General features: G+C 59.7%; 15 protein-coding genes. 9 read left to right on the top strand and 6 right to left on the bottom strand.

Annotated elements, in window-relative coordinates:
• Positions 1-8: 8 nt before the first annotated feature.
• Positions 9-1016 (bottom strand): heat-inducible transcriptional repressor HrcA, encoded by a 1008-nt coding sequence (hrcA, locus tag ACFVSI_RS06680; RefSeq protein ID WP_387821098.1) that lies wholly within the window; start codon positions 1014-1016, stop codon positions 9-11.
• 229 nt (positions 1017-1245) lie between these two features.
• On the opposite strand from hrcA, the gene ACFVSI_RS06675 reads away from it, so the two are divergent.
• Both ACFVSI_RS06675 and ACFVSI_RS06670 read left to right on the top strand, forming a co-directional pair.
• Positions 1246-2097, top strand: a complete 852-nt coding sequence (locus ACFVSI_RS06675) for a DUF3097 domain-containing protein (protein WP_387821095.1) — start codon at positions 1246-1248, stop codon at positions 2095-2097.
• A gap of 120 nt (positions 2098-2217) precedes the next feature.
• The gene (locus ACFVSI_RS06670) at positions 2218-2631 is read left to right on the top strand and encodes a DUF4870 domain-containing protein (RefSeq protein ID WP_387821093.1); all 414 of its coding nucleotides are present in this window, start codon (positions 2218-2220) and stop codon (positions 2629-2631) included.
• A 48-nt stretch (positions 2632-2679) separates the two neighbouring features.
• Here ACFVSI_RS06670 and hemW read toward each other — a convergent pair whose 3' ends face one another.
• Both hemW and lepA read right to left on the bottom strand, forming a co-directional pair.
• A complete protein-coding gene (hemW, locus tag ACFVSI_RS06665) occupies positions 2680-3909 on the bottom strand; it encodes a radical SAM family heme chaperone HemW (RefSeq protein ID WP_387821090.1) in 1230 nt (409 codons plus the stop codon).
• Complete coding sequence (gene lepA / locus ACFVSI_RS06660; RefSeq protein WP_387821087.1) at positions 3910-5763, bottom strand: translation elongation factor 4; 1854 nt, start codon at positions 5761-5763, stop codon at positions 3910-3912.
• A gap of 160 nt (positions 5764-5923) precedes the next feature.
• Between lepA and ACFVSI_RS06655 the strand changes: the two genes are divergently transcribed.
• The gene (locus ACFVSI_RS06655) at positions 5924-6460 is read left to right on the top strand and encodes a type II toxin-antitoxin system PemK/MazF family toxin (RefSeq protein WP_387821083.1); all 537 of its coding nucleotides are present in this window, start codon (positions 5924-5926) and stop codon (positions 6458-6460) included.
• Between the two features lie 169 nt (positions 6461-6629).
• Complete coding sequence (rpsT, locus tag ACFVSI_RS06650) at positions 6630-6890, top strand: 30S ribosomal protein S20 (protein ID WP_144658908.1); 261 nt, start codon at positions 6630-6632, stop codon at positions 6888-6890.
• A 104-nt stretch (positions 6891-6994) separates the two neighbouring features.
• Here the strand turns inward: rpsT and holA are convergent, their stop codons facing one another.
• Positions 6995-8011, bottom strand: coding sequence for a DNA polymerase III subunit delta (gene holA, locus ACFVSI_RS06645; protein WP_387821079.1), 1017 nt, complete (start codon positions 8009-8011; stop codon positions 6995-6997).
• The gene (locus tag ACFVSI_RS06640; protein WP_387821076.1) at positions 7930-8838 is read right to left on the bottom strand and encodes a ComEC/Rec2 family competence protein; all 909 of its coding nucleotides are present in this window, start codon (positions 8836-8838) and stop codon (positions 7930-7932) included. The genes holA and ACFVSI_RS06640 overlap by 82 nt, the downstream gene beginning before the upstream one ends.
• A gap of 486 nt (positions 8839-9324) precedes the next feature.
• On the opposite strand from ACFVSI_RS06640, the gene ACFVSI_RS06635 reads away from it, so the two are divergent.
• Together ACFVSI_RS06635 and ACFVSI_RS06630 are read left to right on the top strand one after the other, a co-directional pair.
• Positions 9325-9822, top strand: coding sequence for an Imm26 family immunity protein (locus tag ACFVSI_RS06635; RefSeq protein ID WP_387821073.1), 498 nt, complete (start codon positions 9325-9327; stop codon positions 9820-9822).
• 452 nt (positions 9823-10274) lie between these two features.
• Positions 10275-10598: a hypothetical protein gene (locus tag ACFVSI_RS06630; protein WP_387821070.1), complete on the top strand. Its 324-nt coding sequence runs from the start codon at positions 10275-10277 to the stop codon at positions 10596-10598.
• Positions 10599-11945: 1347 nt separating this feature from the next.
• Here ACFVSI_RS06630 and ACFVSI_RS06625 read toward each other — a convergent pair.
• The gene (locus ACFVSI_RS06625; protein ID WP_387821067.1) at positions 11946-12476 is read right to left on the bottom strand and encodes a class IV adenylate cyclase; all 531 of its coding nucleotides are present in this window, start codon (positions 12474-12476) and stop codon (positions 11946-11948) included.
• Between the two features lie 95 nt (positions 12477-12571).
• On the opposite strand from ACFVSI_RS06625, the gene ACFVSI_RS06620 reads away from it, so the two are divergent.
• From ACFVSI_RS06620 to ACFVSI_RS06610, 3 genes are all read left to right on the top strand, one after another.
• Positions 12572-13162, top strand: a complete 591-nt coding sequence (locus tag ACFVSI_RS06620; protein ID WP_387821064.1) for a hypothetical protein — start codon at positions 12572-12574, stop codon at positions 13160-13162.
• Positions 13159-13590, top strand: a complete 432-nt coding sequence (locus tag ACFVSI_RS06615) for a hypothetical protein (RefSeq protein WP_387821061.1) — start codon at positions 13159-13161, stop codon at positions 13588-13590. Before ACFVSI_RS06620 ends, ACFVSI_RS06615 begins: the two co-directional genes overlap by 4 nt.
• Before the next feature lie 545 nt (positions 13591-14135).
• Positions 14136-14636 (top strand): hypothetical protein, encoded by a 501-nt coding sequence (locus ACFVSI_RS06610; RefSeq protein ID WP_387821058.1) that lies wholly within the window; start codon positions 14136-14138, stop codon positions 14634-14636.
• Positions 14637-14906: the final 270 nt, after the last annotated feature.

Below are 14906 nucleotides of genomic sequence, written 5' to 3'. Positions count from 1 at the left end.
GCCGCTTTTCAGCCGCCGAGAATGCGGGAAAGGTAACGGGCCACGGCGCGTACCGCCGCCATGGTGGTGGGATAGTCCATGCGGGTGGGTCCGAGGATGCCCACCTTGGCACCTGATCCGTAGCCGGTGGCCACGACAGATGCCTCGGCGAGACCGTCGTACGGATTCTCCCGGCCAATGCTGACCGTGACGCCTCGGGGATCGTCTCCCATGTCCGACAACAACCGGAGCATGACAACTTGTTCCTCAAGCGCCTCCAGCACCGGACCGATGCTCAAGGGGAAATCGACGTTGGACCGTGCGAGGTTGGCCGTACCGGCCATGAGGATACGTTCTTCACGGCTGGTGTCGCTCAACGATTCCAGTCCATTGGCGAGCGATTGTGCGAGGGCCCGAAGATCTGGCGGACACAGGGCAACAACGGACGGAAGCACCTGAGGCAAAAGGGCCAGCTGGGTGCCGGCGATGCTGCCAAGGAAACGTGACCTCAACAACATCAGGGCCTCGTTGCTCACATCGGCGCCGGCCTCGATCACCTTCTGCGCAACGCTTCCGGTATCCGCTATGAGGACCACCAGCACTTGTTTGGGTGCCAGCAGGACAAACTCCGCGTGGCGGACCAATGCGCGGTGCGAATGCGGGTACTGCACGACGGCGACCTGGTTGGTCAGCTGCGAAAGGAGCCTGACGGTGCGCTCAAGGATGTCATCGACGTCGTCGGGGCCCTCCAACAACGAATGAATGGCCCGACGCTCTGCGGCAGACAACGGCTTGACCTGCGAGATGCGGTCTACAAAGAGACGGTAGCCCTTGTCCGTGGGAATCCGGCCCGCACTGGTATGCGGGGCAGCAATGAGCCCTTCTTCTTCCAAGACCGCCATATCATTGCGGATTGTCGCACTGGAAACCCCCAGGTGATGGCGCTCAACGAGGGCCTTGGATCCCACGGGCTCCCGGGAATGCACGTAATCCTCAACGATGGCACGCAGCACTTCCAGCTTGCGTGGCTCACTCATTGCTCCACCTCCTGACAACTTCCATGGTCCTTGGGACCGTCCCCGCGGGGCCTCCAGCGGGCCACCACACTTAGCACTCAACATGCCCAAGTGCTAACAAGTCTAGTATGAGCTACCACGTTGTTAGCATTGAAACCGTCCGCGGACTGTATCCGGGACGACGAGCCAGTACAGCGGGATCGCAGCTGGTGCCCGTCCTTTCGCATACCAGCACAGAGGTAGGAATTCCTTGGCTTTCGACAATTGGGGCCCGCAGGATCTGACGGCCCCGGCCAAACGCCAACTCCCCGAGGTTCCGGTCCAACGCGGAATGGTCCTGGAGGACGTCCAGTCGGGGTGGGTGGGCGAAGTCACCCGGGTCGAAAAGACCGGCGGCATGCACATCGTGGCCCTCGAGGACAGGCGCGGCAAGACCAAGTCATTCCAACTCGGCTATGGATTCCTCCTCGAAGGGCAAGCCATCCGGTTGATGCCTCCAGCCCCCCGTCCGCCTGCTGCGGCGATTCCGGCGGGACGGACAGCCTCGGGCTCAGTCAAGGTCCAGGGACAGCGGGCACAGGTAGCCAAGGCCAGCCGGATCTGGGTTGAAGGCAAACACGACGCCGAACTCGTCGAGAAGGTTTGGGGTGACGACCTTCGGGTTGAAGGAATCGTGGTGGAGCCCCTCCATGGAGTGGACGACCTCAAATCGGCCATCGCAGCTTTCAGGCCCGGGCCCGACCGCCGGCTCGGCATCCTGGTGGACCACCTGGTTCAGGGCTCCAAGGAGTCCAGGATCGCAGCCGAGGCCATGACCGTCCCCGGCGCAGCCGGGAATGTCCTGATCGTCGGGCACCCCTACGTGGACGTGTGGCAGGCAATACGGCCCAAGGTGCTGGGCATCGAGCAATGGCCGGCCGTGGCCCGCGGGACGGATTGGAAGACCGGAATTCTCACCGCCTTCGGGTGGCCCCACGAGAGCGCCGAGGACATAGGTTTGGGCTGGCAGCGGCTCCTGGGTGCGGTGCGCAGCTATGCGGACCTTGAGCCATCGCTGCTCGGCCGTGTGGAAGAAGTCATCGACTTCCTTACCGCCCCCTAAAGGTTCGGCCAGCACAACAGGATCTGACGCATCTCCGGGGCGTTGGTCCCGGGAAGGCCGTGCGGGCCGGTATTCTTGGACAGCAACACCGCAGCATCTTTACAGCAAAGGGAAGACACCGTGGCAGATAATGCTCCTGAAGAACCGGGCAGCGCCGCAGGCCAGCCCCAGTACCACGGCGCGCCTGCCAACGCACTCCCGCTGACGGCCAGTGAGGACCGGCAGTGGGCCACTTTGGCGCACTTCGGCGGCATCCTGGGATGCTTGCCGGCTCTTTTGATCTATTTGATCTTCCGCGATCGCGGGCCGTTCACAGCACAGGAATCCAAAGAGGCCCTGAATTTCACGCTGCCTCCCACCATTGCCGCCGTGCTCGCGAACATCCTGGTGCTGCTGCCGGTGGTGGGAAACATCTTCGCAGTCATCGCCACGGGCATCTGGGTAGCGCTGACCTGCTTCTCCGTCTCCGCGGGAATCAGAGTCAACCACGGCCAGCCTCACCGCTACCGCTTCAACCTGCGCTGGATCAAGTAGGGCCCCCGTCCCGGACCGCTAGCGCACTCCTCCCGCGGCTGAGCCGATTCAGTCCGGTAGGATCCTGCGGACTACCGCATCTGCGAGCAAGCGGCCCTTCAGTGTCAGAATAAGCCGACCCTTGAACGCCTGAACGGGATCAACCAGACCATCTGCGATGAGCCCCGCCATCGCATGGCGACCAACACCATCGAGGGCATCTACGGCAAGCCCCGTTCCGAGGCGCGCCTCCAGCATGATCCGCTCCACTTCACGGGTGCCGGCGTCGAGGGTTTCACGCCCCGCAGCAGGGGAAGTTCCAGCGCCCAATCGTGACGCATAAGCCGTGGGGTGTTTGACGTTCCACCAGCGGACGCCGCCCACATGCGAATGCGCACCCGGGCCGATCCCCCACCAATCATCTCCGCGCCAATAGGCCAGGTTGTGCCTACAGGCTTGTTCCGGGGTCCGGGCCCAGTTGCTGACCTCGTACCAGTCCAGGCCCGCCGCTGAGATCATCTGGTCCGCCAGTTCATATTTGGCGGCGTGGTCGTCGTCGTCGATTCCGGGCACTTGGCCGCGCCTGATCTGCGCGGCAAGCTTGGTGCCGTCCTCAACGATCAGCGCGTAGGCGCTGATGTGGTCGGGTTCGTAGGACAGTGCCGTCTTGAGCGAGAGCTCCCAATCCTCCATGGACTCCCCCGGTGTCCCGTAGATCAAGTCCAAACTGACGGCCAGGCCAGCCTCACGGGCCCACTGAACCACCAGGGGCACCCGGCTGGGCGTGTGTGTCCGGTCCAGCACTTTCAACACGTGGGGAACGGCCGACTGCATGCCGAATGACACCCTCGTGAAACCTGCGTCCGCAAGGATCTTCAGGGATTCGGGTGTTACGGAATCCGGATTTGCTTCGGTGGTTACTTCAGCGCCGGGCTCAAGGCCAAAATGCCCGACGGCGGCACGCAGGATCTGCGCCAGATCTTCCGCGGGCAGGAGGGTGGGCGTACCGCCTCCGAAGAAGACCGTGCTGAGGGGCCGCCGCGGGAGGCCCGAAGCATCCAGGGCCGCAGCCGCGAATCCGAGCTCGGAAACCGCCGTCGCAGCATAGGCATCCTGTGACGCGCCACCGCCGAGCTCGGTCGCGGTGTACGTGTTGAAATCGCAATAGCCACAGCGCACGGCACAAAACGGGATGTGCACATAGAGGCCGAATTTGCGCTGCTCGACGCCGTCCAGCACCTGCGGCGGCAAAATGCCGTCCGCAGGTGCCGGATCGCCCAAAGGTAGGACGCTGGGCATTTACTTCTTGGCCTTGTCCTTTGACTCGTCCGTGGTCAGCGCTGCGATGAAGGCCTCTTGGGGCACCTCAACGCGGCCAACCATCTTCATGCGCTTCTTGCCTTCTTTCTGCTTTTCGAGCAGCTTGCGCTTACGGGTGATGTCACCGCCGTAGCACTTGGCAAGAACGTCCTTGCGAATGGCCCGGATGCTCTCCCGGGCAATGATGCGGGAGCCGATGGCAGCCTGGATGGGCACCTCGAACTGCTGCCGTGGAATCAGTTCGCGGAGCTTCCCGGTCATCATCACACCATAGGCGTAGGCCTTGTCGCGGTGCGTAATGGCGCTGAACGCGTCCACCTGTTCGCCCTGGAGCAGGATGTCGACCTTGACGAGGTCGGCCACTTGCTCGCCGTCGGCCTTCCAGTCCAGCGAGGCGTAGCCGCGCGTCTTGGACTTCAGGAGATCGAAGAAGTCGAACACGATTTCGGCCAGCGGGATCCAGTAACGGAGTTCAACGCGGTCCTCGGACAGGTAGTCCATGCCCTTCATCTGACCGCGACGGCTCTGGCAAAGCTCCATGATGGCGCCGACGAACTCGTTGGGCGCAAGGACGGTAGCGGAGACCATGGGCTCGCGGACTTCAGCGATCTTGCCCGTGGGGTACTCGCTGGGGTTGGTGACGTGGACAACCCGCTTGTCTTCCAGGGTGACCTCGTACTCCACGTTGGGTGCAGTGGAGATGAGGTCGAGGTTGTACTCGCGTTCCAAACGCTCGCGGGTGATTTCCAGGTGCAGCAGCCCAAGGAAGCCCACACGGAACCCGAAGCCCAGCGCAGCCGAGGTCTCAGGCTCGTAGACCAGGGCTGCGTCATTGAGCATCAGCTTTTCCAATGCGTCACGGAGCACCGGATAGTCCGTGCCGTCCAGGGGGTAGAGGCCGGAGAAGACCATCGGCTTCGCGTCGGCGTAACCACTGAGAGACTCAGAGGCCGGCTTGGCTTGGTTGGTGACGGTATCGCCAACCTTGGACTGACGGACATCCTTCACGCCGGTGATGAGGTATCCCACCTCGCCAACACCCAGGCCCTTGGACGGGGTGGGCTCGGGTGAGCTCACGCCGATTTCGAGGAGTTCGTGCGTCGCGCGGGTTGACATCATCTGGATGCGTTCGCGGGGGTGAAGCTTGCCATCCACCACACGGACGTAAGTGACCACGCCACGGTAGGTGTCGTAGACCGAGTCAAAGATCATGGCACGCGCGGGGGCGTCGGGATTGCCAACAGGTGCTGGAAGATCACGGACGATCTTGTCCAGGAGCGCTTCAACGCCAGCGCCGGTCTTACCGGAAACCTTGAGGACGTCCTCCGGGTCTCCACCGATGAGGTTCGCAAGCTCAGCCGCGTACTTCTCGGGCTGCGCCGCAGGGAGGTCGATCTTGTTCAGCACCGGAATGATGGTGAGGTTGTTTTCCATCGCCAGGTAGAGGTTGGCCAAGGTTTGGGCCTCGATGCCCTGTGCCGCGTCCACCAGCAGGATCGCGCCCTCGCAGGCTGCAAGGGACCTGGAAACCTCGTAGGTGAAGTCCACGTGACCTGGAGTGTCGATCATATTCAGGGCGTAGCTGGTGCCATCAAGTTCCCACGGCATGCGAACAGCCTGCGACTTGATGGTGATGCCGCGCTCACGTTCTATGTCCATGCGGTCCAGATACTGGGCCTTCATGTCGCGTTGCTGAACGACGCCGGTGAACTGCAGCATGCGGTCGGCCAGGGTGGACTTACCGTGGTCAATGTGGGCAATGATGCAGAAGTTCCGGATGATGGCCGGATCTGTTGCGGCGGGCACCGGTGCGGTGCGGGCCATGGGAGACACGCAGGATCCTTACTGTCGACGCTCACACGGCAAATCATGGAACTGGGCATAAGCCAGCCCGAACACGCCGCGTATCTGATCCTCTAGTCTCCCACGAACCGGCGCTTCGCCGTACATTGCGCAGCGGGTTGCCCGCCACAGTCGGATGTAGCGTATTCACATGGCCTTCGATATGCGCCCTCTGGGTAAATTCCTGCTGCGTTCTCTCCGGGTTTTGGGAGGCTCGGGCTCAAAAGTTGCCGCCCCATCAACTGGCGCCAAGAAGCCGGCCCGGCCTACCGCCGTCGGACATTCAGCAGTCGCCTACCCGGGCGACTTCGGCGGAGCCGTGAGGCCCAGCTACTCCCCCAAACCTGATGGCCAACCGGACCCGGGCGAAATCGTATGGGGATGGGTTCCCTATGAAGAGGACCATGCGCAAGGCAAAGACCGCCCCGTGCTTCTCATCGGGCGCGATGGGAAGTGGTTGCTGGGACTGATGCTCACGTCGAAGGACCATGACAACGGCAGGCGCGCCGATGACTACGTCGACATCGGCAGCGGGCCGTGGGACAGGCGGGGCAGGCCAAGCGAAGTCAACGTACGGCGCATCATCCGGCTGGATCCTTCGGCCGTCCGGCGCGAAGGCGCCGTGTTGGGTAAACGGCAATTCCAGGAGGTTTCGCGGAGTCTCCAAGCGCAGCAAAGCCGGCGGTGAGCGTCAAGTCTCCGTTTACGGGCCTCATCTGCTATCCTTTATAGCTGTGTGTCCGTGCAGGTCGACGGCCACGCATGGTTGGCTGCCATAGGCATCCCCACGCCGCTCAGTCGATGGCCAACCTGACAACCCTCTAGACCAATTTCCGCATTAAAAAGAGAGTTCATACGTGGCTAATATCAAGTCCCAGAAGAAGCGCATCCTCACCAACGAGAAGGCTCGCCTGCGTAACAACAGCGTCAAGTCTGAGCTGAAGACGGCCATCCGCGCCGTCAACACCGCCGTTGAGTCTGCTGACAAGGATGCTGCTGCAACTGCACTTGTTGCTGCCAGCCGTAAGCTGGACAAGGCTGTCAGCAAGGGCGTTATTCACAAGAACAACGCTGCGAACCGCAAGTCGGCGATCTCCAAGAAGGTCAACGCACTCTAAGGTTTTCCAGTTCGACTGAGCTGATCAAAAGGCCGGCGCCCCTTTGGGTGCCGGCCTTTGGGTTTTAACCAGACGGCGTTTGCCGCCTGGTGCATCAACCAGCTTCAGCCTCGGCTGGCAGAGGTGGCGATCACGGTCACAGCGTGCTCCACGGCGTACACCGGGTCGCGGGATTCGCCTTTCACCTGCGCGTCCGCCTCGGCAATGACCTGGATGGAACGGATCAGGCCCTCAGGGGTCCACCGACGCACGTCACGTTGGGCCTGCTCCACCAACCAAGGCTGCATTCCAAGATTTTTCGCAATGGTCGCCGATGATCCGTTCGCCCCTGCAACTTTGGCCAATGTCCGAAGCTTGGCCGCCAAGGCAGCCACCAGTGGAACGGGATCGACGCCGGTAGCCAACGCGTGCCGAAGCGTGGACAACGCCACCGGTCCGTTGCCGGCCATGGCGGCATCCGCGACTTTGAAGGCTGTGGCTTCCACACGCCCACCGTAGTAGCGCTCCACCGTCTCTGCCGTCACAGCGGTTGTGGCATCGGCAATGAGCTGGCCGCACGCCGACGCCAGTTCAGAAAGATTGGCTCCGACGGCATTCACCAGCGCCTGGACAGCCTCACCTTCAATGCGGCGGCCGCCCGCTTTGAACTCCGCGACAACGAAAGCAGTTTTGTCGGCGTCCTTTTTCAGGGGCTGACATTCGACGACGGGCCACCCGCCGGCCTTCACGGCATCAAGCAGCTTCTTGCCACGTACACCACCGCCGTGCCGAAGGACCAGGACAACGTCCTGGTCAGGATGTTGAAGGTAGGCCAGACCGTCTGCCAGGAACGCATCGTTCATGGCTTCGAGGCCCTCGACCTCTATGAGCTTGCCTTCACCGAAGAGGGACGGGGTGACAGTCATCGCCAGCGTCCCGGCCTCGTAGGAGCCGGCGTTCAGACGGGTGAGCTCCACATCCGGTGTGCTGGTGCGTACTTGCGTGCGGATCCGGTCCATGGCGCGGATCCCGAGGTATTCTTCCGGTCCCGTGATCAACACTACGGCGGCCGGAACCGCGTCCCGCCAGGAGAGGGTGTTCGCCGCGGAGTTCTTGGCCCGAGTGTTTTGGGCAGCAGCCACTGGTGTTTCCTTCCGGACGATTTCCTGCAGTTTACAAGTCTGCCATGCCCGTGCCATGAGATGCGCTCCAAAGCCACCACTACGCCTGTGTGCAGGGCCATGACGCGTGCCACAAACGGCCGCGGATGCAGCAGCAGCCAGACTGCAGTGATGGTAACCACTGAGCCGAGCATCATGGACGCAATTCCGGTCGGCCCGTCGGCCCACGGCAGTGCCGCCCCGGGCAGGCCCGCGAAATACCTGGCCACGCCCGCAACCGCCGCTGCACATCCACCGGCGACTGCCACGGGCACCACCGCCAACCAGGGCGCCAACGCGGCAAGTGGTACAGCGATCGTACCGAGAATGGTCACTGGGGCCACCAAAGGACCGGCCACTACATTGGCGATGAATGCATACGGGGTAAATTGCGGCTGGAGTGCCACGATGACGGGGCCACACAGCAGCTGGGCGGACAAGGGAACTGCCACTCCTGCAGCGATCCACCTGGGAACCCGGGCAGGGATCCAGGAAGCAATCCGGCGGGCTAAGAGCACGATACCGAGAGTGGCCAGCACGGACAGGAGGAAACCCACGTTCCCAGCCATAGCCGGGTCAATAAGCAACAGGACCGCTGTGGCAACGCAAAGGAAAGTGAGGGACCGTCCACGAAGCCCGCCCGCCATGGCAGCCAGTGCTCTGGCAACGGTCGACGGAGCACCTGCAAGTGAATGCAGACAGCCATCGACGTGGACACCTCCATGCCTCACCCTAAGCAGCGCATCAGTGTCGTACGTAGTGGCGCCTGCGAACGACCAGACAATGGCACCACCTGCGCCTACCAGCATCGTCCCTACTTTCGCTGCTCCAGCCGCCACAGACTGCCGGGGTACTGACCCCTGCAAGATCATTCCAACGAATTCTTCATTTTTGACAAGCCTCAGGACACGGCTGCCACTGAAGCGTGGGGAAATCCACTACTTCGGCCGCGTCACGAAACGAGACAACGACGCACAGTAATAGCAAAGCCGTTGAAGAGAAATGGAGTGGACGCTAATAAGAATGAGAACCATAAACACTCGTGGCGTAACGGTCTCCCTTCTACATTTCCGGCATAGTCCACAAAGCCGGAACCACGCCCGGGCGCCTGGGCAGAGGATTTGCCCACAGGACGGTTTGATTGCTAGGGGTGAAGCCAGGGCAATTGAACAGGCCCTCATCGAACGTAATCGTGGCAATTTCCAGAACAAGATCAACAGCATTTCACCCAAACGACCCTTCTTCCAAGACGCGGTCAACTGGCGCGAATCTTGGCTTCAAGCGAACGGCATCAAGTGACGAAGAACATCAGTACAAACATGCGAGTCCTCAAACCATCACGGAAAAAGCCAAAGCAAGGCGATGTTTTTGTGCTTCAGATGCCGGATGCGATGTATTCATTCGGCAGAGTGATCAACACAGATGCTAACGCCAGCCTTGGCCCTGGAGCGCAGCTAATCTACCTTTTTAAGTTTTGCTCTCCTTCGAAGGATTTACCGGAAATAAGCGAATTGCGAACAGACGCTCTTCTCCTCCCCCCCCCCCTGATGACAAACTTGCAAGCTTGGTCGAGAGGATATTTCGAGACTATCGATCAAGTTCCATTGGGTCCAGGGGAAAAGCTGGGGATTCATTGTTTTTACAATTCCATTTTCGATAGGTATATGGATGAGTATGGAATCGAACAAAGTCATCCGACGGAACCTGTTGGCAAGTATGGATTGGAAAGTTATCGGACGATTGACGACGCCGTGAGCAAAGCTTTAGGCTTCCCGTTGGCCCCTGATAGTTAAATATGTAGCGGGGCCTTCTCCCGTCCCATGGGACCGGCAGGCGAAGGATGACACCCTCTATCTTCAACGCCGACCGCCCCTTGTATCAGGGGCTACGCAAAGCCACAGCAGGAAAAGTGTTAGGTGTCATCGAGTCGTCAGCGGAGCAATCATCCTGATTGTCTCCGTCCTCACGCGAAGACTTCTTACCGATGGCTAGGACAGGTGCCGTCCAGATCAGGAATCAGCGGAAGCGCATCGGATCCCGCCGGGGGGCGGCTATGCTCGCATGCGGACGGGAGGGAAGAAGTGAGTTGGTAGCACGAAGGAAAGTTCTCGCCGGAGCTGGGTTGGCCCTGGTCTTGGCACTTACAGGGTGTTTTTTCCCCGACGGAGTGGAAGTCAGCCCAGCAGATGTCGAGGGCACGTGGGTGGCGGCAGGCCCGCAAGGTCAGGTGGCGAAACTTGTCTTCTTGCCTGACGGCACCTACTCCGGAATCGATATTCCTACCGGCCTCTCCCACGAAGATCCAGACATCCCTCCGTCAGGATCACCTGACTGGACGTCGACGAGTCCGATCACGGGTAGCTGGAAAACCGACCAGAAGGAGGGAGGGAAACAGGGGTACGTCGTGATCACAATAGAAGGGATTGGCCCATCTCGATTCCTTCATGCTGAAGAGGGAAAAAAGGGCCGCCGTCTTGTCTGGTTTATAGGCGACCCTGACAGCGATAGAATGGTCGCCTTTAAAAAGGAGGTCGGGATCGACGCTACCGCCACTGCGGATCCGTCCTGAGCCCATTGGAGGAAGAAGTGAGTTGGTAGCACGAAGGAAAGTTCTCGCCGGAGCAGGTTTTACCTTGGTCCTGGCCCTAACGGGTTGTTACTACTTTCCAGAGAGAGTGGAAGTCAGCCCGACGGATGTCGAGGGCACCTGGGTGGCCACAGGCCCGCAAGGACAGGTGGCAAAGCTTGTCTTCTTGCCTGACGGGACCTACTCCGGAACGAACCTTCCCAATGGAGTATTCCACCCCGATCCAACGGATCCTCTGTACGGGCCCCCGACTGGATGTCAGTTGATGCGATTTCTGGTGAATGGAAGACTCACTGGAATGCCAGAGGAAGTCGGGCCTCCGTTTTGATTTCGATTAAGGGCCGTAGCTCTTCTACGCCGATCAATGTTGAGGAGGGACCCAAGGGGCGACGCCTTCTGCGCTATCTAGGCGATCCGGACGGCGACAAAAAGGTCTCGTTCGCAAAGGAGGCCGGGCTCGACGCTACCGCCAGTGCGGATCCGTCCTGAGTCTATTGAGGGAGAAGTGAGCTGGTAGCACGAAGGAAAGTTCTCGCCGGAGCTAGCTTGGCTTTGGTCCTGGCACTTACAGGTTGTGACCCCAAAGGAGTGGAAGTCAGCCCGCCTGATTTGGAGGGCACCTGGGCAGCGACCGGACCGCAGGGGCAGGTAGCAAAACTTGCCTTCTTGCCGGACGGAACCTACTCAGGAACGGGCATACCAACCGGCCTATCCAACGCTGATCCGGCAATTCCTGCATTCGGATCCCCCGACTGGTCGTCGGTGGACGCGATCACAGGGGGATGGAGAACTGAATGGAACGCCACAGTGAAGCAGGCTTACATTGTGATCTCAATCCAGGGGGTTACGTCTTCCACTCCCCTTGCCATAGAAGAGGGGCCAAAAGGCCGCCACATTGTCTGGTACATAGGTGATCCCGATGGCGACAGAAAAGTCTGCTTTACAAAGGAGGCCGGGCTCGATGCTACGGCCGACGCTCATCCGTCCTGAGTTTGTTGAGGGAGAAGTGAGTTGGTAGCACGAAGGAAAGTTCTCGCTGGAGCTGGCTTGGCCCTCCTTCTGGCACTTACGGGTTGCTACTTCTCGGATGGAGTGGAGATCAGCGCGTCCGAGGTGGAGGGCACATGGGTGGCCACAGGCCCACAAGGGCAGGTGGCAAGGCTTATCTTCTTGCCTGACGGGACCTACTCCGGAACGAACCTTCCCAACGGAGTATTCCACCCCGATCCAATGGATCCTCAGTACGAGCCCCCCGACTGGATGTCCGTTGATATGATTTTTGGTGAACCTCGTCCAGAGTCCTCTCAAACGCCGGCGTAAGCCAATCCTTCACCGGACTTGCGTGATGCTGGCAGCATCGAGGAGGTCCAAGTAAGCGCCCTTCACAAGCGCGCTGTCCTCAATACCGAACGCTACGAGGAGCCGCAGAGCTTCTGACACCGCAGCGTCAGACTCCAGCGCGCCTCCAACGCTAACCTCCAGCTCCACAAAGTCGCCCAGCCCGTCGACCTGATCCAGATGGACGCTGGTCTGACCGATGCGAAACACGGTACGGCGTTTTCGAACGCGCCCCGCTTCACCGTAGGCAATCGCCAGGACTGACCTGAGACCCTCCGGGTCCGAGGTTTCTGAATGGACGTAGTACGAAGGCTTCGGCCCGGAATCGTCAGCCCTGCGGTAGTAGATCAGCGCCCCGTGGTTCTCGCCGAGAACTCGGAGCTTGATCCGCCCGTTTGGGCAGGAGAAGAAGGTATCGTCCTGCATGACATACTCGGGTCCCGAGTCCGCCAAAGACGCCACTGCCGGCAACAACACTTCGAGACTGTCCACGCGCGCTTTGATTTCGATATTCGTCGGCATGGATCCACTAGACCACGTCATGATCGTGGAGCGGGCCGGCCCCCGCTTTGCAAGGATCAGGTTCCAGCGCAGCTTCGTCCGCGAGCGGCGGACCAATGAGCTACCAACCGGCCGTCTACGCCTCGGGTGACGTCTTCATCTCCTACCCCACAAGCGCAGTCCTTTCCGTGGCTGGAGGCATCGGCGGAGGCTACCTGGCTTCCGCCCTGGGAGGAACCCGCTTCACCTCACCAGCTGTGCGCCAAGGCGGTCAATCTACCGGAGACACACACGGGGCGGACACAGGCGCAGCCCTGGCTGCAGCAAAGGCCGTCATGCACGCCGCCAGCGTCGAGGCTACAGCGAGCCTAAGTCGGGCAGCCCAAGCCGAAGCAGCGGCACGTTCGGCGGCCACTAGCGTAGCCAGCGCGGGTCAACTAAGTGCCCAGCTGGCAGGTCAGGAGATCGCTTCTGGGCATGCGTACGACAAGCATGTCGTCCAAAAGGGCGAGTATCCTCATGTGCGGACAAGAGCCCAGTTTGCAGGTTTGATCGAGGAGGTCATACTGAAAGGTGAATCAAAGTCCTTGGGGCTCGGGCGAACTGGCTACTGGTACGACGGCACCTTTGTAGTTCGTAATCCTAAGGATCCAGATGGCGGTTCAGCTCACCGTGAAACTTTCGACTACTTTAAGAGGCAGCGTTGATACGGACTTCGCTATCAAGGCCGACAGTTCAAGGGCCTATCAGCCTGCTGGTAACTCCAGAAGAGCTCAGGATACTCAGCCAGTGTGCCAATGAAGCTATGTCGGTAGTTGCTAAAAAGGCCTCAAAGCAGGGCCTTGTTGCCCCAGTGCGAGAAATCGAAAATCTTACTGACTACTTACTATCAATCTACGACGGTATCCTCATGGGAAATACTGATCTTGAATTATATGAGGATGGAAATAGTTATTCTTATGATATACATGTCGCTCTCGTTCTAAATGACATTGTGTTGCTCAAAAAGTGCATCGAGGAAGCGCTTGCGGTTATCGATGACTGGGAATTTGGCTCTCGCATAGGTGTGGAGAAGACAGTTGTTACGGAGTTGCGGGACGATTTGGTCCAGATTCTGGCGTCGACCAACGATTAAGAAGGTCACTGACACTTAAGAAAGATTCGTCCATGAAGAAGCCGACCTTTGTTGTCCTTGTCGCCGTCGTAGCAACTCTTGTTGTGGCACCCGTAGCTTGGGTGACTCTTCTTTTCCTTAGAGGAGAAGCTCCTAACCCGGTTGTAGTGGGAGTCTTGGCACTGATCGGGCCCTTGTGCGGTGCCTTCGTCGGCTCCAAGTTCTGGGATGATCGCGAAGCGCTCCGCCAACGTGCTACTCAAGACGCCCAAAATCATGAACCTTTGTAGCCGCGACTCCGATTTCTGTGTCCAGACGAGATCTGCACCGTGTAATTCATTTGCAAAGGAAGCAGGTCTCGCTGCCACGGCCTCAGCGCATCCGTCCTGAATCTGTTGAAAGAAAGAAGTGAGTTGGTATCGCGACGGAGGCGGCGATGTCATTCGACAGCACGCCTCATCAATCCGTTGGCTCGAGCTGAAGGGGATACACTTCAGCCAAATCTGCGGGTAACGCCCGCTGCACGCGAGAGGTCACAATAATTGAACCAGGAACAACAACCGGAAATGGCCCCCACCGGTTCCACAAGGGAAGCTGGCGAAGAAACGGTACCGGTCGAGGAAGCCCTTCCACTAGTTCCGGACGGGGAAACGCGGTTCCAACGGTACTGCCTGGGATTCATAGACCTGATCATGGGCTGCAGCGCTGGCTGGATTACGTTTATGAATACTGTCGACTTGAAGGAGAAATTCCAGAACCATCAGACCGTAGGAACGCCTGCAATTACGGGATGGAACGCCACGGTCGTGGCCGTGGTCGCGTCCTTCGCGGTGGTGTCCCTTTTCGGCCTCGTCGTGGGAGTCTGGAACTTGCTAAATCTGAGAACAATGAGCCGGCAACCCCTCACCGCCGCCATAGTTTTTTCCGCGCTATCTGCTGTGTTGTCGTTCATCTTTCTTACAGGGCCCGCGAGGATCCTTCTGGCGCTCTTCCATGTCTTTCTCATTATTCTGATATTCAGGATCCTTCGGCAAGAATGGTCCCGCTCCCGCAGATCTCTCGCCTGAATGAGATCTAAAGCCGTGCTAGAAGGCGCACCCGTGTCCAAAACGCAGAGTCCGGACGGGTGCGACCATCGGGCTATCGGAGTCGGCGGGGAGCAATAGCGCCAGTGCCTACTGCACCTAGGTTGTCAGAAACGCACTCCGCGCGGTGGCGCAATTCCTCAGCCCAGCCCCCAACATTCCGTGGCTCAAAACATAATAGTCATTATGTTGTGAGCCACGGATTGGAATCAGTTTTCACATGCCAGTAGAAGCATCTTCGCCTGGAACAGA

It is taken from the genome of Paenarthrobacter sp. NPDC057981 (assembly GCF_042886835.1).
Lineage (GTDB): Bacteria > Actinomycetota > Actinomycetes > Actinomycetales > Micrococcaceae > Arthrobacter.
Note: the sequence above shows the minus strand (reverse complement) of the source record. Positions and strands in the feature narration are given on the sequence as shown.